This is a genomic window from Kitasatospora sp. NPDC017646 (genome assembly GCF_044329365.1).
Taxonomy (GTDB): Bacteria; Actinomycetota; Actinomycetes; order Streptomycetales; family Streptomycetaceae; genus Kitasatospora.
Genome location: NZ_JBIRJC010000055.1, coordinates 13,823 through 34,383, shown reverse-complemented (window position 1 = coordinate 34,383; position 20,561 = coordinate 13,823). Strand labels below are relative to the sequence as shown.

The 20,561-nt window shown below is 69.5% G+C and carries 17 protein-coding genes and 3 pseudogenes; 7 read left to right on the top strand and 13 right to left on the bottom strand.

The window, feature by feature from the left end; all coding sequences use genetic code 11:
- Positions 1-184 precede the first annotated feature (184 nt).
- The 3 genes and pseudogenes from ACH4J0_RS38765 to ACH4J0_RS38755 all read left to right on the top strand — a co-directional run.
- Positions 185-1,014, top strand: a pseudogene (locus ACH4J0_RS38765) (transposase); the annotation flags it as partial.
- A gap of 115 nt (positions 1,015-1,129) precedes the next feature.
- Complete coding sequence (locus tag ACH4J0_RS38760) at positions 1,130-2,083, top strand: IS481 family transposase (protein WP_396245897.1); 954 nt, start codon at positions 1,130-1,132, stop codon at positions 2,081-2,083.
- A 1,549-nt stretch (positions 2,084-3,632) separates the two neighbouring features.
- Positions 3,633-5,330: an Ig-like domain-containing protein gene (locus tag ACH4J0_RS38755; RefSeq protein ID WP_396245896.1), complete on the top strand. Its 1,698-nt coding sequence runs from the start codon at positions 3,633-3,635 to the stop codon at positions 5,328-5,330.
- A 528-nt stretch (positions 5,331-5,858) separates the two neighbouring features.
- Here ACH4J0_RS38755 and ACH4J0_RS38750 read toward each other — a convergent pair.
- From ACH4J0_RS38750 to ACH4J0_RS38740, 3 genes are all read right to left on the bottom strand, one after another.
- A complete protein-coding gene (locus tag ACH4J0_RS38750; protein ID WP_396245895.1) occupies positions 5,859-6,290 on the bottom strand; it encodes a hypothetical protein in 432 nt (143 codons plus the stop codon).
- A 64-nt stretch (positions 6,291-6,354) separates the two neighbouring features.
- Positions 6,355-6,555 carry a hypothetical protein gene (locus ACH4J0_RS38745; protein WP_396245894.1) on the bottom strand — a complete coding sequence of 67 codons (201 nt, stop codon included), beginning with the start codon at positions 6,553-6,555 and terminating at the stop codon, positions 6,355-6,357.
- Positions 6,556-7,640: 1,085 nt separating this feature from the next.
- The gene (locus ACH4J0_RS38740; protein ID WP_396245893.1) at positions 7,641-8,018 is read right to left on the bottom strand and encodes a hypothetical protein; all 378 of its coding nucleotides are present in this window, start codon (positions 8,016-8,018) and stop codon (positions 7,641-7,643) included.
- A 24-nt stretch (positions 8,019-8,042) separates the two neighbouring features.
- Here ACH4J0_RS38740 and ACH4J0_RS38735 point away from each other — a divergent pair, with 24 nt between their 5' ends.
- Complete coding sequence (locus ACH4J0_RS38735) at positions 8,043-8,441, top strand: cyclic-phosphate processing receiver domain-containing protein (RefSeq protein ID WP_396245892.1); 399 nt, start codon at positions 8,043-8,045, stop codon at positions 8,439-8,441.
- A gap of 166 nt (positions 8,442-8,607) precedes the next feature.
- On the opposite strand, the gene ACH4J0_RS38730 is transcribed toward ACH4J0_RS38735, so the two are convergent.
- The 9 genes and pseudogenes from ACH4J0_RS38730 to ACH4J0_RS38690 all read right to left on the bottom strand — a co-directional run bounded on the left by ACH4J0_RS38730 (position 8,608) and on the right by ACH4J0_RS38690 (position 15,050).
- A complete protein-coding gene (locus ACH4J0_RS38730) occupies positions 8,608-9,201 on the bottom strand; it encodes a transposase (RefSeq protein ID WP_396245891.1) in 594 nt (197 codons plus the stop codon).
- Positions 9,202-9,213: 12 nt separating this feature from the next.
- Entirely contained in the window at positions 9,214-9,627 is a 414-nt protein-coding gene (locus ACH4J0_RS38725) for a hypothetical protein (RefSeq protein ID WP_396245890.1), read from the bottom strand.
- A 41-nt stretch (positions 9,628-9,668) separates the two neighbouring features.
- Positions 9,669-10,055: a hypothetical protein gene (locus ACH4J0_RS38720; protein WP_396245889.1), complete on the bottom strand. Its 387-nt coding sequence runs from the start codon at positions 10,053-10,055 to the stop codon at positions 9,669-9,671.
- A gap of 86 nt (positions 10,056-10,141) precedes the next feature.
- A pseudogene (locus tag ACH4J0_RS38715) lies at positions 10,142-10,540 on the bottom strand (transposase); the annotation flags it as partial.
- A gap of 111 nt (positions 10,541-10,651) precedes the next feature.
- Complete coding sequence (locus tag ACH4J0_RS38710; protein WP_396245888.1) at positions 10,652-12,037, bottom strand: hypothetical protein; 1,386 nt, start codon at positions 12,035-12,037, stop codon at positions 10,652-10,654.
- Between the two features lie 828 nt (positions 12,038-12,865).
- Positions 12,866-13,246: a hypothetical protein gene (locus tag ACH4J0_RS38705; RefSeq protein WP_396245887.1), complete on the bottom strand. Its 381-nt coding sequence runs from the start codon at positions 13,244-13,246 to the stop codon at positions 12,866-12,868.
- Positions 13,247-13,483: 237 nt separating this feature from the next.
- Positions 13,484-14,140: a response regulator gene (locus ACH4J0_RS38700; RefSeq protein ID WP_396245886.1), complete on the bottom strand. Its 657-nt coding sequence runs from the start codon at positions 14,138-14,140 to the stop codon at positions 13,484-13,486.
- A complete protein-coding gene (locus ACH4J0_RS38695) occupies positions 14,137-14,460 on the bottom strand; it encodes a sensor histidine kinase (RefSeq protein WP_396245885.1) in 324 nt (107 codons plus the stop codon). The genes ACH4J0_RS38700 and ACH4J0_RS38695 overlap by 4 nt, the downstream gene beginning before the upstream one ends.
- Positions 14,373-15,050 carry a histidine kinase dimerization/phosphoacceptor domain-containing protein gene (locus ACH4J0_RS38690; RefSeq protein ID WP_396245884.1) on the bottom strand — a complete coding sequence of 226 codons (678 nt, stop codon included), beginning with the start codon at positions 15,048-15,050 and terminating at the stop codon, positions 14,373-14,375. Before ACH4J0_RS38690 ends, ACH4J0_RS38695 begins: the two co-directional genes overlap by 88 nt.
- Positions 15,051-15,066: 16 nt before the next feature.
- Here ACH4J0_RS38690 and ACH4J0_RS38685 point away from each other — a divergent pair.
- Together ACH4J0_RS38685 and ACH4J0_RS38680 are read left to right on the top strand one after the other, a co-directional pair.
- Positions 15,067-15,618, top strand: a pseudogene (locus tag ACH4J0_RS38685) (AAA family ATPase); the annotation flags it as partial.
- The gene (locus tag ACH4J0_RS38680) at positions 15,615-16,439 is read left to right on the top strand and encodes a hypothetical protein (RefSeq protein ID WP_396245883.1); all 825 of its coding nucleotides are present in this window, start codon (positions 15,615-15,617) and stop codon (positions 16,437-16,439) included. The pseudogene ACH4J0_RS38685 and the gene ACH4J0_RS38680, both read left to right, overlap by 4 nt.
- A 411-nt stretch (positions 16,440-16,850) precedes the next feature.
- On the opposite strand, the gene ACH4J0_RS38675 is transcribed toward ACH4J0_RS38680, so the two are convergent.
- Positions 16,851-17,030, bottom strand: coding sequence for a hypothetical protein (locus tag ACH4J0_RS38675; RefSeq protein ID WP_396245882.1), 180 nt, complete (start codon positions 17,028-17,030; stop codon positions 16,851-16,853).
- A 457-nt stretch (positions 17,031-17,487) separates the two neighbouring features.
- Between ACH4J0_RS38675 and ACH4J0_RS38670 the strand changes: the two genes are divergently transcribed.
- Positions 17,488-20,133 carry an RICIN domain-containing protein gene (locus tag ACH4J0_RS38670; RefSeq protein ID WP_396245881.1) on the top strand — a complete coding sequence of 882 codons (2,646 nt, stop codon included), beginning with the start codon at positions 17,488-17,490 and terminating at the stop codon, positions 20,131-20,133.
- Positions 20,134-20,561 lie beyond the last annotated feature (428 nt).

Here is a 20,561-nt window from a genome sequence, read left to right as displayed (position 1 = left end):
CGAACGACAACGACTGACACACACCATCCAGCGAGACCACGACTGGCCCACAACTCAACCGTCGATACCGGCCCGAATTCAGCCGCCGCCGACAATCTGCGCGATTCACCTTCGCGGCGGGTCCTGATGCGGTAGACCGTGGTGCGTGACGCGAGCGCAACTGACCGATGCAGAGTAGACGTGGATCGAGCCGTACTTGCCGATCGGCGAGTACGGCCCGTACCCGGAGCGGCTGCGGCAGCAGTTCGAGGGTGTGATCTGGCGATTCCGGACGGGCGGGCAGTGGCGGGAGATGCCGATGGAGTTCGGTGCCTGGTCGACCGTCTCCAACCGGTTCCGGCAGTGGAGGGACGCCGGCGTCTTCGAAGCCCTGCTGGAGGGGCTGATCGCGGAAGCAGCGAAGCGCGGTGAGGTCGACTTGTCCCTGGTCAGCGTGGACTCCACCACCGTGCGGGCTCACCATGACGCCGCCGGGATGCACCTCGACTCCGACACCATGGCCACCTTGGAGAAGGCCGCCGAGGAGGCGGAGAAGGCCCGACAAAAGGGGGAGGCCCGGAGGAACAAGACGGGCGGGACGCCTCAAGCGACCCGAAACGGGAAGAACGGCGACGCATCCGGCGTCGGCGCAGGCTCCGCCTGAAGGAAGCCCTGCTCGGACGCTCCAGCGGTGGGCAGACCAGCAAGATCCATTGCGCCGGTGACCGGAAGTGCCGCCCGCTGGTGTTCGTACTGACCGAGGGCCAGGCCGCGGACAGCCCGCAGTTCATCCCCGTGCTGAAGAAGGTACGGGTCCGGGTGCCGGTCGGCCGTCCCCGCACCCGGCCGGACGCGGTCGCCGGGGACAAGGCCTACTCGTCCCGCGGCAACCGCGCCCACCTGCGCAAGCGCCGCATCAAGGCGGTCATCCCGGAGAAGAAGGACCAGAGCGCCAACCGGAAGAAGAAGGGCAGCAAGGGCGGCAGGCCCGTCAGCCACGACGCCGAGCTCTACAAGGAGCGCAACACCGTCGAGTGTACTGACCGCGGAGGTTGGTGACAGGGCTCACGGCGGTGTGATCTTGAAATGAGTGAGGGCCTTCTGGCCAGGTGTGGATTGCGACATCTACCCCAGCGCCAGAAAGGCCCTCATGCCACACCGTAACGCACCGCTGACCGAGACCGGACGTCTGCGCCTGGCCCGCCGCGTGGTCGAGGACGGCTGGCCGCTGCGGCGGGCCGCAGAGCGCTTCCAGGTCTCACCGACCACGGCCAAGCGCTGGGCCGACCGCTACCGTGCGCTGGGTGAGGCCGGCATGAGCGATCTCTCCAGCCGGCCGCACCACAGCCCGAGCCGGACCCCGACCCGCACCGAGCGGCGCATCATCAAGGTCCGCGTTCTGCGGCGCTGGGGACCGGCCCGCATCGCCTACCTGCTCAAGCTCAACCCGGCCACCGTGCACCGCGTCCTGACCCGCTACCGCCTCGCCCGACTGGCCCATCTCGACCGCGCCACCGGCCGCGTCATCCGACGCTACGAGCATTGCGCGCCAGGCGAGTTGGTCCACGTCGACATCAGGAAGCTCGGCAACATCCCCGACGGCGGCGGCCACCGGGCGCTCGGCCGCCCCGTCGGAAGGAAGAACAGCTCCGGCGAGGGCTACAGCTACCTGCACAACGCCGTAGACGACCATTCCCGCCTCGCCTACAGCGAGATCCTGCCGGACGAGCGCAAGGAGACCGCCGCCGCGTTCTGGACCCGCGCCCAGGCGTTTTTCACCCAGGCAGGGATCACCGTCCAGCGCGTCCTGACCGACAACGGCTCCTGCTACAAGTCCCACCTGTGGCGCGATGTCCTCGCGGCCGGCGGGATCGCGCACAAGCGCACCCGTCCCTACCGGCCGCAGACCAACGGCAAGGTCGAACGCTTCGACCGCACCCTGCTCGACGAGTGGGCCTACGTCAGGCCCTACCGCACCGAGCAGGAACGCCGCGACGCCTTCCCCGACTGGCTCCACACCTACAATCACCACCGCGGACACACCGCACTCGCAGACAAGCCACCCGCCAGCCGCGTCCCCAACCTCACGGGACAGAACACCTAGCCGGTGGTCTTGTGGGTGCGTGGTGATTCGGCCCGGCACGGCATCACCGCATGTCAGGTGCCATTTTGGGCGGGCTGGAAAGGCCGACAATCCTTCTCTCGCCCTTCGTCTTGGTGGTGGGGTCGGTCGGTTCGGTTCGGGTTCGCGCCTGCGGCGGGCCGGTGGTTCTTCTGCGCGTCCGGCGAAGCCGTCCGCGCCGACCGGCCAGCCCACGGCGATCCCCCCGGCACCGCGCGGATTCCACGTAGATACCACCGCAGGCAGCACCGCAGGTGCCACCGTAGGCAGTTGCGCAGGTACCACCGTAGGTACCCCGCCGCTCCCGGCCGCGTCCGCGCGTTTCCACAGGTCAGCGGCCGCTTTCGGGCGGCCGGTAAATCCGACAACCCCTTCTGTCCGTTCCCTTTCCCGGCTTGCTGGTAGGTGGAGGGGCGGTGGTGGGTGACGGTCCGGCCGGCAGGGGTCTGACCCTGCGGGGCCGTGATGGTTGGTGAGCGCCCGGCGAACGCCGGACGCCCCCGGGCCCCGTCGGGCCGGACCGGCGGCGATTCCTCCGCCAGGCCCTCCACGGCCCGGCTGGACTGTCGACGCCGACCGGATTTGGCACCGCCCCCTCCCCGACCGATGCCCCACGGGCGGCCCCTGACGGCGACCGCCGTGCCCTGACGCGCCGTCCGGCAGGAGTGCGGTCCGGCCCCCACACGGCCCGGGAACGGCCCTTCCCGGGCCTCCCGATGCAGCTCCCGATGTAGCTCCTGCTGTGACTCCTGCTGTAGCTCCTGATGCCAGCACCCCGCCCCGGGCGCGGGGTGGCATCTGTGCAGCTCACAGGGCCCACCAAGGTGGCCGGAAAATCCGACATCCCTCTCTGCGCGCCGCTGCCCTCCTGGTGGTGGGGGTGGTGTGGTGGTGCGCTGTCGGGTCGGGGTGGTCTGCGGCGCTGGCTGGCGGGCCTTGCCCGGCGGCCTGGCGGCCTTCGTGGTTCCCGGCCGGGCCGCCGGGGACGGCCCGGTGTTCGGCGGGGTGGTGCGTCGTGGAACCCGGGCGTCGCCGGCCCGGCCCGGCCCACCGGACGCCACCGCCGGACGTGACGCCGGTCCATACCGTCGACTGGTTGCCCGCGCACGGGGGCCCGGGCTGTTCGGCCGGGTGGCTTCGTCCACGAGTTTGGACAGCACTTCGACACCGATTCGGGAGGCACAAGGCTCCCGAGATCGCGGTGGAATGTTCACGAGTTTCGACAGCACCGCCTGCCTGCGGAGCCCGGCCTGGTGACGTCCTGGGCGACGGAGGTCGGGTTCGCGCTCCGGTCTTGCGCGTATGCCGGGTGGCGGGGGGCCGCTGGGGTGATACGGCGGTGTGTCAGGTCGGTTGCCGGCCGGGGGCTGGGCTGTCTGGTCCAGGGTGGCGGAAGACAATCCCCTGCCGGGGCATTCCCCTTTCCGCCTTCTGGGAGTAGATCGTGGCTTTCTCGCTGTCGGTTGTCGGTGGTCGGCCGGGTTCGGGTGTGAGTGGGTGCCGTGCCGGTTCGGCGGGCCGCCGTGGGCGTGTGCTGGCCGTCGCGGCCGGCGTGTTCTGTGCCGTCGGTATCGCTCCGGTGGCGCTGTCCGGGACCGCTCATGCCCAGGGCACCTGCACGACCTCCGGTAACACCACCACCTGTACGTTCGCTTTCACCGGCGCCGAGCAGACGTTCACCGTCCCGGGCGGGGTCACGCAGGTCGACGTCACGGCAATCGGCGCGGCCGGCGGCCTGTCGGGTGTCAACGTCACGCCCGGAGGCCGGGGCGCGCAGGTCTCGGGCACGCTGACCGGACTATCCGCCGGGCAGACCCTCTACGTCGAAGTCGGTGGCGCTCCCACCAACAACTCCGGCTGCTACCCGTTCTCGCCGTGCATCGGCGGCTTCAACGGCGGCGGCAACAGCCACTTCGGCGGCGGTGGAGGCGGGGCCTCCGACATCCGCACCCAGCCCCGGACCACTCCCCTCACGACCACCGACTCCCGTCTCATCGTGGCCGCGGGCGGCGGGGGCGCCGGTGAGGTCTTCAGCTCGTCGTGCACGGGCGGCAGCCAGGGCGGGGACGCCGGCCAGCCGGGCGCGAACGGAACGTGCAACGGTGGGAACGGTGGCGGGGCGGGTACGGCCACCCAGGGCGGGGCCGGCGGTACGTCCCCCAGCGGTGGCAGCGGCGCCCCCGGCACGCTCGGCACCGGCGGCAACGGCGGCCAGAACACGGGCGGTGGAGGAGGCGGCGGCTACTACGGTGGCGGCGGTGGTGGCGACCTCAACGTCAACATCAACCCGTTCGGGAGCGCGGGTGGTGGGGGAGGTGGCTCGTCCCTCGTCCCCGCGGGCGGCACCGGCCCCACGGTGACCAGCGCCGCCGCGAGCATCACCATCAGCTACACCACCCAGCCCACGGTGACGACCACGCTCACGACCTCGCCGAACCCGTCGCTGTTCGGGCACCCGGTCACGCTCACCGACACCGTCTGCCCCAACGGCGGCTCGACCGCTGTCCCGACCGGCACCGTCACCTTCAGCGACGCCGGCGCCACCCTGGGCACCGCCCCACTGACCCCGGGTGGCGGCGACCACTGCGCCCAGGCCCAGCTGACCTGGTCGAACCTGCTGCCAGGCAGCCACACCCTGACCGCCCAGTACAGTGGCGACGCCACGTACCCGGCCCCCGCGCCGGAGAGCGCCACCCAGACGGTCAACTGCACGCGCACCGTCACCGGCTCCGTGGCCAGCGTCATCGCCACCGGCGAGAGCACCTGCATCCTGGGCGCCACCGTCCGCGGCAGCGTCTCGGCCGGGGCGGGCACCGCCCTGTTCATCGGCAACTCCACCGTCCAGGGCAGCGTCACCTCCTTCGGCTCCACCCTGGTCGGGGTGTGCGGCACCACCGTCACCGGCTCCCTCACCGCCACCGGAGCAAGCAGGTTCGTCGTCATCGGCGACCCCGGCGACGACCACTGCGCCGCCAACCGGATCCAGTCGTCAGTCTGGCTGAGCAACAACACCGGCGGCCTGGAGGCCGTCGGTAACCACATCGGCGGATCCCTGATGGTCACCGGCAACACCGGCACCGGCCCCTTCCCCGAGGACAACCGCCCCGAGATCGAAGGCAACACCATCGCAGGTTCCCTGGCCTGCTTCGGCAACACCCCGCCCCCCACCAACGACGGCCACCCCAACACCGTCACCGGTGTCCGCACCGGCCAGTGCAGCACCCTGTAACCATGGGGCCGGGCATCCCGCCCCATGGGTAAGCCCGCAGTGCCCGCGCCCGTTGCCGCACTCCACGCAGCGGACGCGGGCTCCCCGCGTCGCTGGGCGCCGCTCCAGCCGCTTCGCAGACGGCGAGGGCCGGAGTCATAGAAGAAGGGCCACGAGCACCGCACGCCGCCGACCGAAGCGCGGGTGACTCCCATTCGCGCGAACAGCACCTATTCGATCAGACGCGCGACTCCCAATCTCATGTCGAAACAACTACACAACCCGCGTACATAGCCACGTTGTCGACGTGCACCGCATCGGCATCTACGGCTGCGACGCGAACGGTCGCAGCCCGGTGACCCTGCCCTTCGGCATCTGACTTGGTTCGCCCACCGGCTATCCCTCAATCCGCAGGCTGAGTCGATGGGCACCCAGCCGTTCCGGGGAGGGCCCGCCGCCTTGCGGGGAGGGCTGACGGCGGGGCCGCAGCTGGCCCGGCCGTTGGACCCCCGAAGTGCCGGTCGCCGTTGGGACGGGCGGGAGCTGATGTCAGGCGTGAGTGTGGGGGACGGGTTCGCCAGTGAGGGCATCGGTGGGGGCCCGGGTGCCGAGAGGCCGGTGCAGGACGACCGTGAGTTCGGCGATGCCGCCGTCCTCGCATCCGATGTCCGGGCCCGATGCGTCGCGGCGTCTGAGCAGCAGGGTGACCTGCTCGGCTGTCTCCCGGGCCACCAGGTCGGGCTTGTAGTCGCAGCCGCTCCAGGCGACCTCCATCGAGATCGTGCGGTCGTCCGCTGCCACCGTGGTGTTCTTCGTGGACGGGTCGGCGAGCGCGACGCGGCGCAGGACCGAGGCGTCGCGTCGCGTGTAGGGGAGTGGGTAGTCGGCTTCGTCGCCCCATACGGCGTAGCACGCCGACACCATGAGCGCGATCACGCCCACCGCGGCTATCCAGCGCTTGTCGCGCACCGTCAGTTCCATTTCCCGGCCTCCCCCGTGTCGTCGATCAGAGTAGGTCTGCCGGCCGGCACAGCCGCAGGTGGTGTCAGTGGGTGGCGTCGACGGCGATGCCGACGAGCTGGAGGAGGGCGTGGCCCCGCGTGGTGGCGGCGATCAGCACGCCGAAGACGACGGCGGTGAAGACGGTGAAGGCCTCGTCGACGCGGCTGCGGGCGTGGGTGGTGCGCCGCAGGCGGGCGATGATGACGATCGCGAGGAACACTGACGCGCTGATCGTGTACTGCACTGCCCACCCCGGGTCCTGGCTTGACGCTGTGTGAGGCTGGGGTCACCCGAGCCTGCTGCATTCGGGTGAGCATGCCAGAACGGCCGCCTTGTCGGGGCCTGTTTCGCCGGAATGGGCCGAACGCGAACGAGCGTGGAGTCGCCGTGGTTCCTGGTTCCGCGATGTGGCATGCCGGCCTGGACCGCAGACCACCTGTCCCGTGACAGATGATTCCGAAGCCCACGGGCAAGGCTGGACGACCGCTGTGTGCCTCAGCTTGACGGCCCACGCCCCAGGGATCCTCGAGCACCGCTGCGGGGGCCTTCGCCGCGAGCATTTCGTCGATGCAGCCGCGCAGCGTGAAACCGGGGGCGTCGTACCAGGTGAGCCACGGCACCGACTGGAGCAGGTCGTCGTACCGGCTGATGCCGGGGTCGGTGAGGAGGGTGCGGAGTTCGTTGGGGGCGGGGGTCGGTGACCAGGCACGGCCAGGCAAGGCCGGCGCCGATGCGGATCTCGGGCGGTCGTCTCGTGTCCGACCAGAGGTCCCGGGCCCAGCGGGGAGCGTGGTCGTTTTGGTGCTCGCGGGCGAGTTGGGCGATCGCCAGGATCAGGCTCACCCGGACCATCGTGTCGTCTTCGTTCGCCAGCCTGAACCGCAGGGCTGAGGAGAGGCGTGGGATCTCGTCGGTCGCCGCTGCCAGGACGTAGGCGGCCAGGGAGCGGACCTCGGGGTCGGAGCCGTCGAGAAGCGGGAGCAGGAGTGGCAGGTCGTCCGTGACCGCTTGACGGACGGCCTGGATCGTCCAGTCCACCGGGCACATCGTGCTGCCCTCGACCATCAGCGGCTTCTCGGCGACCTGGAGCAGGCCTTCGCGCGGTCCGTCACTCATGTGCTGGCACCGGCCGGTCTCGGCGACCAGGTGAAGCGTTTGCGCGCGGAGCCCGGGGGCTTTCGGTCGTCGCGATCCGGAGGAGGAACGGTACCGATCTGAGATTCGCAGGTCGCTGCCGTACCTCGTTCGACTGAGTGTTGCTGGTGTGCTCCCGTCAGCTGGGCGGAGCATCGTCCTGCCGAGGGGCAACAGTGTCATGACGTCCGAAGTTCACTCCGGGTCGGGAAGACGGTGGAAGGCTCCGTCGAACTCTCCCGATGCAAGCAGCTTGGCGATCACGCTCACCATGCCTTGGATGCCGGGGCCTTGGACGATCAGCCCGTCCGAGCACCAGAAGTACCGTCCATCTGCGGCTTCTCCGGTGTCTTCCCACCCCTTCATCAGTCGGTCCACCTCGGCGAGGGTGAAGATCGTTGCACTCCAGCGAGAGCCGTCGGGGAGACGGACCTCGACATCCACGTTGCAGACTTCGTCGAGCACCTCATCAGGGCTCGGGAGGAACAGTGCCTCGAATCCTTCGGCGCGGGCGCGGTAATAGGGGCCGTCCCATCCGGCGTCGGTCTGCAGTTGGCTCGTCGTGGTGGTCACAGCAGGAGCATCCCAGTAGTCCGGATGACCATCCAACAGGCAGCCCCTGCGGTTCTCGCGGGGCTTCACTGTGATGATGATCAGGTGAAAGAAGATCTAGCCGTACCGGCGCCCGTCGTCCTTGGCATAGACGACCTCCGTTCACTCCCCAGAGCTACGCGGATTGCCCGCACCAGCCGAGAAGGCATCCAGCTCCTGCAAGAGCACCGCGACAGCTTCATTGACGAACTCTGGCTCGACCACGATCTCGGCGGTGACGACACCATCATGCCCGTGGTGACCCTCATGGAAGAAGCCGCCTTCAACGGACGGCCCTTTCAGATCGGCACGGTCTTCGTTCACAGCGCCAACCCCATCGGTGCCGAAACCGTCGTCCGGTCACTCACACGCTGGAACTACCAAGTCCGGCGGGCAACGGCTTAGGGAATCCGACACCGGGTTGAGACCTCGGCATTCGACATGTCGTGAGACTGCGATAGAAACCGCAGACCAGAGAAGCAGCGTTCGACACGAGCCGCGAGACCCTACAGACCGGCAAACAGGCCCAACGCGAGGGCGAGGTCGTAGCCGAGGTAGGGCTGCTTCGCCGTCAGGTAGGCGACGGCCCGGGTCGTGACGCTATGAGCTTTGTGGTGCGGGCTCGCGTCGTCGTGCGGGGTCGTTGATCCAGACCTTGCGGGGTATCTCGGGCGGTCGGGGGCGTCGGGGGAAGCGTTTCGGGGTGGCGTTCGTAGGCTTCGGCGAGGGTGGCGGCCCGCTGGTCGCGGACCAGGTCGGCGGTGCCGAAGTGGACGGAGGCCGGGGTGTGCGGGCCGATCCCGGAGTGCCGGTGTTCGTGGTTGTAGTAGGAGGTGAACGCCTCCATCCACTCGCGGGCGTGCGCCAGGGAGTCGAACCGTTCGGGGTGGTCGGCGGTGTACTTGGTGGTTTTGAACTGGGCCTCGCTGTAGGGGTTGTCGTTGCTGACCTTGGGCCGGGAGTGGCTTCGGGCCACGCCGAGGTCGATCAGCAGCTGGGAGACCTTCTTGCTCGTCATCGAGGTGCCGCGGTCGGCGTGCACGGTGTGCGGCACGATGCCGTTGACCTCGATGGCCTCGCGGACCAACTCCTCGGCCCGCTCAGCCGATTCGGCCCGTTCGACGGTGTGGCCGACGACGTAGCGGCTGTAGATGTCGATGATCACGTAGGCGTGGTATCAGATGCCCTTGACCGGGCCGGGCAGGCGGGTGATGTCCCATGTCCACACCTGCGAGGGGCCGTTGGCCACGAGTTCGGGGATGGTGCGGGGCGGGTGCGTGGCCTGGCGGCGGCGCTCGCCGTTCTGTCCGGCGGCGGCCAGAATCCGGTACATGGTGCGGATCGAGCAGTGGTAGCGCCCGGAATCCAGCTCACGGGCCCAGATCTGCGCGGGAGGCAGCTCGGCGTACTCGGGGCTGTCCATCAGTGCCAGCACGGCGGCGCGCTCGGTGGGTGACAGCGCTTGCGGCGGGGCTGATCTGGGATGGTTCGGCTTCTCGGTCGGTTCCTTGGGGTGCAGGTGTCGGTGGCGGGTCGCCCGGGACCTGCCGGTGAGCCGGCAGGCCGCCACGATGCCTATGTGATTCGCCAACTCATCGACGAATGCGGGGAGATGGGTGTCCAGGACGTGCTTCAGTCCACGCTCTCGGAGACCGATTCCAAGAGCGCGACAGCTTTTCCCAGGACCTCCACCGCGGCCTTGTTCTTCGCCAGCTCCCGCTTGAGTCGCTCGTTCTCCCGGCGGAGCTTCTCGTTTTCGGTCTCGGCCGCCGTCTTCTTCGGCCGGGAGGGGCTCTTGCGGTGGTCGGCCAGCCGCTCCAGCGTCCCGGCCTCCCGAGCGGCCCGCCAGTCCTGGATGTGCGAGTGGTACAGGCGCTCGCGCCGCAGCAGGGCCCCGCGCTCGGCGGAAGAGGAGGCGGCTTCGTACTGCTCCAGGACGCGGAGCTTGTACTCGGCGGTGAAGGTGCGGCGCTTCGGCTTCGCGGCCGGGTCGGTGCCGTCGGGTGTGGTGCTGGTCATTGCTGGGTGGTACTCCTGTGTCTCGCCCTCAGGCTACACAAACCCGCCGAAACGGGACGTCTCACCCAAACCTGTCACAGAGGGTTTTGCCGGGCCCTCTCCGCCTCGTCGGCGGCCTTCTCCAGAGCGTTCATAGTGTCGGAGTCGAGGTGCATCCCGGCAGCGTCATGGTGAGCCCGGACGGTGCTGGAGTCCACGCTGACCAGCGACAAGTCCGCCTTGCCCCGCTTCGCAGCTTCCGCGATCAGCCCTTCCGGCAAGGCTTCGAAGACGCCGGCGTCCCTCCAGACCCGGAAACGACCGTAGACGGTCGGCCAGGGACCGAACTCGGAGGGCACCTCCCGCCACTGGGCGCCGGAGCGGAACCGTCAGCTCACTCCCTCGAACTGATCCCGCAGCCTCTGCGGGTACGGGCCGTACTCGCCGATTGGCAAGTACGGCTCGATGAACGTCCACTGATCGTCGGTGAGTTGCCTACGTGTCACACACAACTTCCTGCCGGATCCCGCTTTCGGGCAAGCACGAAACCGCATTATTGATCATGACATCACACAGGCCCTAGGAGCTGGTCACCGCCAAGACCGCGGCCGAGGATGTCACCCGTGGCGGTGGTGGTCGCAGCAGTCGGAGAGCTGGAAGGAGACGATGCGGGTGTTCCAGTTTCCGGTGCCATCGGCCGGTTGGTACTGGTTGGTGTACCAGAACGTACAGTCGTCCGCCGGGTCGATTGCCATGGAGGTGTAGTCACCCCAGCGGTTGCTCCCGGTCTGGGAGCCTGTGCCGGTCCACACGGTGGTCTCTCGGAATGTCATCAAGTTCCGCGGGTCGTGCGCCAGGCGTCCGGTGACGCGGATCGAGGGATGGGCCTGGGAGGACGACGACGAGTATCCCAGGGCGATGTCGCCCTCCTTGTCCTGGGCTGCGGAGCCCATCCACCGGTACGCGGGCCCCGGAGCATAGGTGCTCTGCTGATGAACGACCGGTCGGCTGTGGTCCAGCCGCAGCTCGTACCAGCGCACCCCCACGCCGCCGGGCGCGTCGACCGCGTGGTTGACGACCAGGGACTGGTGGTCGCCGAAGTTCCGGTAGGCGAGCCGGTACATGGCGGAGTAGGAGAGCGAGTCCAGTTTCTGGGTGGTACCGGCCTGGGGGACGCAATGGGTGGGATCGGTACTCATGCAGGCCGGGGTGTAGGGGGCCACCGGCAGCTCCCCCGGGATGACGGTGGTGCGGGTCTGGTCTGCCCAGTCGACGTGGAACCGCCAGTACTGCAGGCTGTCGTGGGCGGGGTTGAGGGCCATCAGCAGGTTGGGCTCGCCCTGCGGGGGTGGGGTCGTGCCGTCGAGGTCCGAGCCGATCGGGATGGTCGGTGACGGGATGGTGTAGCACTGCTGGTCGGCGTCGGCCCCGCGCAGCATCCTGTTACGGTCCCAGGCGCACGCCTCGAAGAACGCCCCGCCGAGGAAAGCCGCGTAGTAGGCGTCCGGCCACACCGAGACCTTCGGGTGGTCGATGAAGTGCTGATACCCGAAGTCGTACCGGTAGTACTCGCCGGTGGCGTCTTCGGTGCTGGAGACGGCCACGCACAGTCGATTCGTGTTGCCCGTCTCGTCGAGGGCGAACTGGTTGATGATCCAGCGGTGGGCCAGGGAGTCCCAGCGGACTACGGGATCCCCGATGTCGGCGTTGTGAGAGGTCTCGCACGGCCCGCCGAACCCGCTGAACAGGGTTTGGGTCGTCAGCGGCCCCAGCAGCGTGGCACCGGTCTTCGAGTACACCGCGAGGTCGTAGTTGGTGATCTCCACGATCTGCCTGGAACCTACCGAGGCGTTGGGGTCAGGAGGGACGCCCCCGGCTTCGCGGATGCCGTCGAAACTGACGCCCAACTGGATCTGGTCCCGGTTGCCGTCGCGGTCCTGCACCACCTCGTCCGGACGGGCGTCCTTGGTGACGGACGGGTATGGCACCTTTCCGAGAGGCATGACACTGGGGGTGGACCGGCGCTCTCCGGATCTCTGCGACAGTTCACGCAACGGTGGCGAGGTGTCATGGTGCAGCGCGGGTCCGGAGTCAGCCGACCGGGAAGCCTGCGTGTGGTCGGTCGACTCGAAAACGGCGCCGGCGGCGGGCGTGGCGGACCACGCCGGGGAGACCACCAGCGCGGTTCCCATCGAGGCGACGGCGACGATCGAACGCAAGGCACGGGATACGTGCATCAATCCTCCGAGCGGGTCGGTGAGCCACCCCGCTCGACCATCCGGTGACGGCATCGTCCGAGGCGATCCCCCCGCGTGCGGCGGCTGTCGCGACCTCCCCGCGCCCCGGCACGCCGGACGCGTTTCCAGGCCGCAGTATGAGGGCGGACGACTCGTCTGAGGGTGTGGCAAAACCTGGTGATAGAACCTAGTTATCCACCTCGTCCGCCTGATGCCGGTCTGATCGGTTTTGTGCCGGGTGCGGATCAGCCATATGGCGCTGCCTACATGACGGTCATTCGTCTACTGGCGGCGCGCCCACAGCGTGGCGTGGTGGCGGCTGGATTCGCACTGCGGGCCGTCTGGGCCGAGATGCGGTCGGAAGCGGCGTTGGGAGATCCGCCCGGCCGCTGGGTGCGGTCACGCGGGCCCGGGTTCTGGCAGCTGCGGCAGCTGCCGGCTTAGCTTCCTGGGCCCCTGCCTGGTTGTTGTGGTGGGTGGGTTGGGGGCGTTGGTCGGTGTGGCCGGGCGCTGCGCTGTGCTTCTTGTTCCCGCGTCCGGCTGGTGCCGGCCGCTCGTGTGGGTGGGGTGAGTCGGGCGGCGGTCCCGTGGCGGTCAGGCGGGTTCTGGGGGTGGGGGCCACAGGAGGCGGACTTTGCCGTAAGGGGCGCGGGCGGCGTCCGCGCTGAGTCCGAGCGCCTCGCCGATCGTGGCCCAGGTCGCGCCGGCCTCGCGGTCGGCGACCACCGCGCACCGGACCAGCTCGCGGGTCAGCTGCGGGAAGCCGGCCGCCGTGGTGCAGTGGGCGCCGGGCCGCGCCTGCCGCGCGCGCATCCCCTCGGCGGTCAGCTCGTCCAGGGCCAGCGCGTGCGCCTGGAGTTCCCGGCTGATCTGGATTTCGCCAGGCCTGGTGTGGGACCCGTCGGAGTATTCGGAGGTCAGTGGCCTGGGCTCGGAACTTACTGATCGCGACAGGTGTGGTGCAAGGAGGCTCACCGGCGGACATGGCGAAGGAGTGGTCGAGCGATTACGCTTGGCCACCCCTTCGGGCTGCTTGTGCCACCACCAGCTGCGATCGTCACCGACTCCGGCTTCCGCTGGCTCACCGGCAGATGTCCGTGGCATGCAGGCTGTGATGGCTTGTCTCTCGGCTGGGGCGGACGGCTTGGGTCGGTAGGCACCTGTCGGAGTGATACAAGGACGCCGGCCCCGAGGGCGGTAGCATCGCGTTGATCAGGAATGCACTGACACCAGGCCCGTCTCGTAGGCGGTGATGACGAGTTGGGCGCGGTCGCGGGCGTTGAGCTTGGCGAGCAGACGGGTCATGTGCGTCTTGACGGTGGCTGTGCTGATGGTGAGGTGAGCGGCGATCTCGGTGTTTGGGAGGCCGCGGCCGACGAGGGCCAGTACCTCGCGTTCACGTTCGGTGACACCGTCGAGCGACCGCCGCTCCGCGGGCGGCTCGGCGCGGCACGTGTGATGTGCGATCAGGCGGCGGGTGACGCTCGGTGCGATCAAGGCGTCGCTGGCAGCGACGACGCGGATCGCCGCGAGGATGTCCTCCAGTGCCATGTCCTTGACGAGGAAGCCCGAGGCGCCGGCGCGAAGTGCGACGTAGACGTACTCATCGTCGTCGAATGTGGTCAGGACGACGATGCGTGCTGCGGTGGGCCCGGCGGTGATCAGGCGGGTGGCTGCGATGCCGTCCATGCCGGGCATGCGGATGTCCATCACCACGACGTCGGGCTGGGCGACTTCGCAGAGTCGGACCGCCTCGGCGCCGTTGCCGGCCTCTCCCACGACCTCGATGTCCGGGTTGGTGGCGGTGGCCATCCGCAGGGCGGCGCGCACCAGCGGTTGGTCGTCGGCGAGGAGGATGCGGAGGGTCATCGGGCCCCTGTCGGCAGGGGAAGGCGGGCGGTCACGCGGAAGCCTCCTTCGGGGCGGGGCGCGACGGAGAACTCGCCGTGCAGCAGGCTTACTCGTTCGCGCATTCCGATCAGGCCGTAGCCGGTGCCTGCAGCGGCGGCGCATCCGTGCCCGTCGTCGAGAACCTCGACGGACAGCTCTTCGGGGCGCTGGTCGATGGACACCTGGCACGAGTCGGTACCGGCATGGCGGACTACGTTGGTGATCGACTCCTGGACGATCCGGAAGGCCGAGAGGTCGATCTCCGGAGGGATTGGTCGCCGCTCGCCCAGCCACCGCACTTCGACCCGGACGCCGGCCGCGGCTGCCGCCGCGGCCAGCCGTTCGACATCCGCCAGGCCTGGTGCCGGCCCCAGTGGCGCGGACCGGAGTGGTCATCGGGTTCGGCCTGACGCAGCGCGCCGAGCATGCGGCGCAGCCCCGCCAGGGTTTCCCGGCCGGCGGCTTCGACGGCGGTCATCGCCTCGCTCGCGCTCGGCGGATCGATGTTGATCACCATGCGTGCCGCGCCTGCCTGAAGGGCGATGATGCCGATGTTGTGTGCGACCAGGTCGTGCAGCTCGCGCGCGATTCGTAGCCGCTCGGCGGTGACGGCCTGGGCCGCGGTCTGGGCGCGTGATGTGCGGGTGTGGTCGCGGGCCTGGCGTACGGTGTTGCCGATCAGCCAGGCGACCGCGACGGACATGGCGTCGGCCAGTTCCGCCGTGGCGCTGACCGACTCTGCCAGCAGCAGTCGCACGCTCGGGTGGCCAACAAGCGCGCCGAGCGCCGTGACTGCCGCAGCGAGCGAGGTCCCACGAGGACCGGCGGCGGCGAGGAAGCCCAGCGCCACGTCGGCCGTCAGGAACAGCAGCAGCGGGATCTGCTCCATGTTCAGCGCCATCGAGGCGCGCCGGCGGATCGGCGGGTACTCGCTCGGGATGAAGCAGCGGCTCGGCATCGCCACCGCCCTGCTCGGCGACCCGCCGGTGCTGCTCTTCGACGAGCCGCTCAACGGCCTCGACCCCGAGGGCGTGCTCTGGGTACGTGGCCTGTTCCGCCGCCTGGCCGCCGAAGGCCGCACGGTCCTGGTCTCCAGCCACCTGATGAGCGAGATGGAGAACACCGCCGACCAGCTGATCGTGATCGGCCGGGGCGAGCTGATCGCCGCCGAGAGCCTGACCGAGTTCGCCGCCCGTGGCACCGGCGCGAGCGTGACAGTACGGACGCACGAGCCCGACGCCCTGGCAGCACTGCTCACCGCGCACGACGCCCTGGTACGCCCGGACGGAGAGGGAACGCTCAACGTAGCCGGCCTGAACGCGGCCCGGATCGGCGAACTCGCCTTCCAACACCGCATCCCGCTGACTGAACTGACCACACGGAGTGCCTCCCTGGAGCAGGCGTTCATGGACCTGACCACCGATCACGTCGAATATCGCGCCGGAGAATCCCGATGACCACGCCCACGACGACCGTCCGAGCCACCGCGCCCGAGCCCCGCCCCCGATTCCGCGACCTGCTCGCCGCCGAATGGATCAAGCTGTGGTCGCTGCGCTCGATCCGGTGGACCTTCGCCCTCAGCGCGGCAGCCCTCATCCTGTTCAACACCAACGGGGTGCTCGCCGACTACCGCAACTGGCCCAGCTATTCGCCCCAGCTGCGGGCAAGCTATCCGGCGGCGGGTTATGAGGACATCTTCGTCCCCAGCGCGGCGATGGTCCTCATGCTCGTCACCGGCAGCATCGGCGCGATCACGTCGATCGGCCACCCCGGCGCACTGCGCGCAGTCCTGGCCTCCGCCCTGCTCGCACCGGTGTGTGCGCTGATCGGCGTGAGCATCGGCGCCATCCTGCGGCACACGGCGACCACCATGGTCACGACGGCAGCGCTGCTCCTACTGGTCCCCGCGTTCCTCGACGAGCGGCACCGCTGGACAGCCGCCATCGCGCACGCCATGCCCTACCTGGCCCGGCAGCGCCTGTGGCGGCTCGACGAACTCGGCTTCCCCCCCGGGCATCCACTACCCGTCGACGGCCACCGAGGCATGGATCGCACTCGCCGCCTGGCCCCTGGTCGCGGTCCCCGTCGCCACGCTCGTCGTACGCCGTCGCGACATGTGAGAGGAGCTCGGGTAGGGGCCTGTCATCGTCAGCGCCCGGGCTGGTGCACGAGGTCGGCTGGCTGGGACCAGGTGTTCAGCCTGGCCTGGTCATCAGCTCGCGGTTGGCCGCCCGTACGGCTTCGAGCTCCTGGTCGCGCTCGTCGAGCTGGGCGGTGAGATCTACAAGCTGCTGCTCCAGGGCCGTGATGCGGCGGTGTAGTTGGTCGATGTCTGCTGGGGCGCCGACTCCGACTTCGTGCCAGACCTGTTCGCCGAGCAACTCGGCGAGTTTGTGTTCCAGTTGTCGGATCTGGGCCGCCTGCCGTCCGGCCCGGTCGTTGGCGCTGGCCAGGTCGGCATGGGCGAGGCTCGGCTGACCAGCGGGCCTCCGTCCGTTCCTGGCGGTTCGCCGGCGGCTGCGTGGATCTGGGTGAGCAGGTCGCGGTGCTGGTAGAGGAAGGTGCGGTCCACCCCAAGGGTTTTCCGGCGAGGCCCGTCGAACAGCGGCTCCCGCGGCCCGGACCAGCACCACACGCCCACTGTCCCCCTCCGACCGAACCGACCGAACGGGGACACCCGCTGTGTCTGCTAAGGGAGTTGAACGGTGACCTCCGGCTCCTCCGGCGACGGTCCGTCGAACAGCGGCTCCCACCTCCCCTTCAACTGCTCGTCGAAGAAGGCACCGAGGTAGGTGCGGGTGATCGCCAGGCCGCGTGTCGGGTCGATCGCTCCGGGGGCGCTCGGCATGCCCACGGCCTGGGCGAGCAACGGGAGGTCGCTGAAGGTGCTGTGGTCGGCTCCGGCGACGGTGAGGCGGCGCTTCCAGCCGTCCAGGTCGGTCCAGGCGTCGTCCCAGGTGGTGTCCGTCTCGTCGTGCTGGGCGCCGAACAGCAGAAAGGGGCGCCCGCCGAGGCCGGTGGTCGGGGCTCGTCGCGGCCGGTGTGATCGGTCTGGTGATCACCGTGGCGCTCGCCCCGGAGACCAGGAACCACAGCCTGGAGGAGCTCTCGGACCCGCTGCTCGCGCAGCCCGTCCGCGAGAAGGCCGCAGTCTGACACCGGTGAAGAGAAGGACCCCAGCCGATGCGCGGCCGGGTTCCTCAGAAACCTGCGGACTCGCGGCAACCCTTTGCGGAATCGGTGGCAACTGGAAGACGGATCCGGTCAGTTCCGGTGCCGCGATCCGCTCTCCCCTGATGCACGCTTCGCAAGGAGAAATCCGACCCATGAGCAACTCCTCCCACAGCGGACGCCGAGGGCGTCACCGCCGTCGCCTGAGCGCCACCGCTCTGCTGGTCAGCGTGCCCCTCGCCACCGCCTCGTACTTCCTCTTCGTGCAGGAGGACTCGCAGGCGGCGGTGGTCGACGGCGGCGCCTACTACCGGCTGATGTCGGTGCGCAGCGGCAAGGTGCTGGACGTCAACGGCTTCTCCAGCGCCGACGGCACCCGCATCCAGCAGTGGACCGACCAGAGCACGGCCAACCAGCAGTGGCGCCTGAAGTCCACCGGGGACGGCTACTACGAGCTGGTGAACCGCAACAGCGGCAAGGTGCTGGGCATCGTGGGCGACTCGACGAACCAGGGCGCCGTCGCCGAGCAGCAGACGGACCGGTCCGCCCCCTCCCAGCAGTGGCGGATCGACGACGTGGGCGGGTCCGACGCCGTCACCTTCACCTCCCGCAAGAGCGGTCAGGTCCTGGACGTCACGGGCAACTCCACGGACCAGGGCAGGCAGATCATCCAGTGGCCCGCCTGGGGCGGTGCCAACCAGCAGTGGAAGCTGGTGAAGGTGCCTGGCACGGCGGTGCCCGGGGCCGCGACCGGCGGCTCGCAGGGCTCCGGCTCGTACGTGTGGCAGAACGCCCCGGTGGCGGGCGGCGGTTATGTCACCGGCCTGGTGTTCAACCAGAAGGAGAAGGGCCTGCTGTACGCGCGCACCGACATGGGTGGTGCGTACCGCTGGGACACCGGCGCCGAGCAGTGGATACCGCTCACCGACTGGGTCGGTCAGAAGGACTGGAACCTGCTGGGCATCGAGTCGCTGGCCACTGACCCGGTCGACCCGGACCGGCTCTACCTCGCGGCCGGCACCTACACGAACGACTGGGCCGGCAACGGTGCGATCCTGCGCTCCACCGACCGCGGCCGCACCTTCCAGCGCACCGACCTGCCGTTCAAGCTGGGCGGCAACGAGGACGGCCGCGGGGCGGGCGAGCGTCTGGTGATCGACCCGTCGAACCACGAGAACCTGCTGCTGGGAACCCGCAAGAACGGCCTGTGGCGCAGCACCGACCACGGTCAGACCTGGAACCAGGTCTCCTCGTTCCCGGTCAAGGACGGGGCGAGCTTCGGCACCGGCATCTCCTTTGTGACTTACGGCCCGGCCGGCAGCAACACGGTCTACGTCGGCGTCGCCGACAAGTCCACCAACCTGTACCGGTCCACCGACGGCGGCAACTCCTGGCAGGCCGTCTCCGGGCAGCCCACCGGCCAGATGCCGCAGCACGGCGTGCTCTCCGGTGACGGCTCGCTGTACCTGACGTACACCAACGCCCCCGGGCCCAACGGCGTGACGGCGGGTTCGGTGTGGAAGTACCACACCTCGGGTGGCGGGTGGAAGAACGTCTCGCCGTCCCAGGGCGGCTACGGGTTCGGCGGTCTGGCCGTCGACCCGCAGAAGCCGTCCACGGTGATGGTCACCACGCTGGACCGCTGGTGGCCGCAGGACGAGGTCTACCGCAGCACCGACGGCGGTGCGACCTGGACGACCCAGTCCGACAGGTCGGTGCGGGATCCCTCCGTCGCCCCGTACCTCGGTACCGGCATCGGGCACTGGATGACCGCGCTGAGCATCGACCCGTTCGACTCCGGGCACGTGATGTACGGCACCGGCAACGGCATCTGGGCCAGCAAGGACGCCAACGCGACCGACAACGGCGGCACCAGCCACTGGACCATCGGAGCCCGCGGGCTGGAGGAGACCGCACTGTACGACGCGGTCTCCCCGCCCGGCGCCGCCGCCCTCATCACCGCGATGGGCGACCAGGGCGGCTTCGTGTACGACGACCTGACGAAGGAGCCGACCGGGCGGCTGGTCAACCCGACGATCTACAACAGCACCTCGGTCGACTACGCCCAGTCCAACCCCTCCCTGGTGGTCCGGGTCGGCCGGGGCGGCGAGCAGGACGGCGCCCTGTCCACCGACGGCGGCCACACCTGGAACGGTTTCAAGGGCGAGCCGGTGCCCAGCGCGGACAGCGGCCACATCGCCATCGCGGCGGACGGCTCCAGCTTCGTGTGGACCGAGGCCGGCCAGGCCCCGTACCGGTCCACCGACCGGGGTGCGAGCTGGTCGAGGGTCAACGGTCTCGGCAACGGGGCCGTGGTGATCGCCGACCGGTCCTCGGCCAACACCTTCTACTCGCTGAACAACGGCACGCTCTACGCCAGCACCGACGGCGGCGCGAGCTTCGGTGCCCGCGCCACCAACCTGCCCTCCGGCAAGCTCACCGCCGTCCCCGGCGTCGCGGGCGACCTGTGGCTCGCCAGTGGCCAGGGCGTGCTGCACTCCACCGACGGCGGGCGCAGCTTCACCAAGCTCTCCTCTGTGCAGTCCGGCACCGCCATCGGCTTCGGCAAGGCCGCACCGGGCACCTCGTACCAGGCGCTGTACCTGATCGGCACGGTCAAGGACGTCGCAGGCGTCTTCCGCTCCACCGACCAGGGCGCCAGCTGGGTGCGGATCAACGACGACGCCCACCAGTGGGGCGGCTTCGCCGGACAGGGCATCATCACCGGTGACCCCGACACCTACGGCCGGGTGTACATCGGCACCAACGGACGCGGTCTCCAGTACGGCGACCCCTCCTGATCCCGAGCAGAACCACGCGGGGCCAGGCGCACCAGCCTGCGGCCCCGCAGGACTGACCGGACGGCCTTCGCCGCCGCCTGCTTCTGGCAGCGCGCACCAAGGGTGGTGCCGGTGAGGGAGCCCTTACCGGGCGCCCCTGCCGGCACATCGTGATCAGAGGGTCTCGGCTGCGGCGTTGCGGCAGCCGAGGTCCCAAAAGTAGAAGCAATGCCCGTGACCTGCGGGTTTCTACCATCGGTTCATCGCCAAGACGTCCCCGGAGAGGGCGTAGCGGCGGCAGGCGAGGCTCTCCGCGGTGGTGATGCCGATGTCGTTGGCGAGGCGGGCTGAGCGGGCGCCGTCGCGTTGCCAGTTCGCCGGGTTGGGACGGGATCTCCCCGCCCAGTCCTACCTAGAGCGGTGCCGTACCTGGCGGCCTGACCCGCGCC

Excerpts from the sequence above, each read along its gene's own strand:
- ACH4J0_RS38760 (WP_396245897.1), top strand. The coding sequence starts at position 1,130 with ATGCCACACCGTAACGCACCGCTGACCGAGACCGGACGTCTGCGCCTG.
- ACH4J0_RS38750 (WP_396245895.1), bottom strand. The coding sequence starts at position 6,290 with ATGGAACTGACGGTGCGCGACAAGCGCTGGATAGCCGCGGTGGGCGTG.
- ACH4J0_RS38735 (WP_396245892.1), top strand. The coding sequence starts at position 8,043 with ATGACCATCCAACAGGCAGCCCCTGCGGTTCTCGCGGGGCTTCACTGT.
- ACH4J0_RS38720 (WP_396245889.1), bottom strand. The coding sequence starts at position 10,055 with ATGACCAGCACCACACCCGACGGCACCGACCCGGCCGCGAAGCCGAAG.
- ACH4J0_RS38710 (WP_396245888.1), bottom strand. The coding sequence starts at position 12,037 with ATGCCTCTCGGAAAGGTGCCATACCCGTCCGTCACCAAGGACGCCCGT.
- ACH4J0_RS38700 (WP_396245886.1), bottom strand. The coding sequence starts at position 14,140 with ATGACCCTCCGCATCCTCCTCGCCGACGACCAACCGCTGGTGCGCGCC.
- ACH4J0_RS38690 (WP_396245884.1), bottom strand. The coding sequence starts at position 15,050 with ATGGAGCAGATCCCGCTGCTGCTGTTCCTGACGGCCGACGTGGCGCTG.
- ACH4J0_RS38680 (WP_396245883.1), top strand. The coding sequence starts at position 15,615 with ATGACCACGCCCACGACGACCGTCCGAGCCACCGCGCCCGAGCCCCGC.
- ACH4J0_RS38670 (WP_396245881.1), top strand. The coding sequence starts at position 17,488 with ATGAGCAACTCCTCCCACAGCGGACGCCGAGGGCGTCACCGCCGTCGC.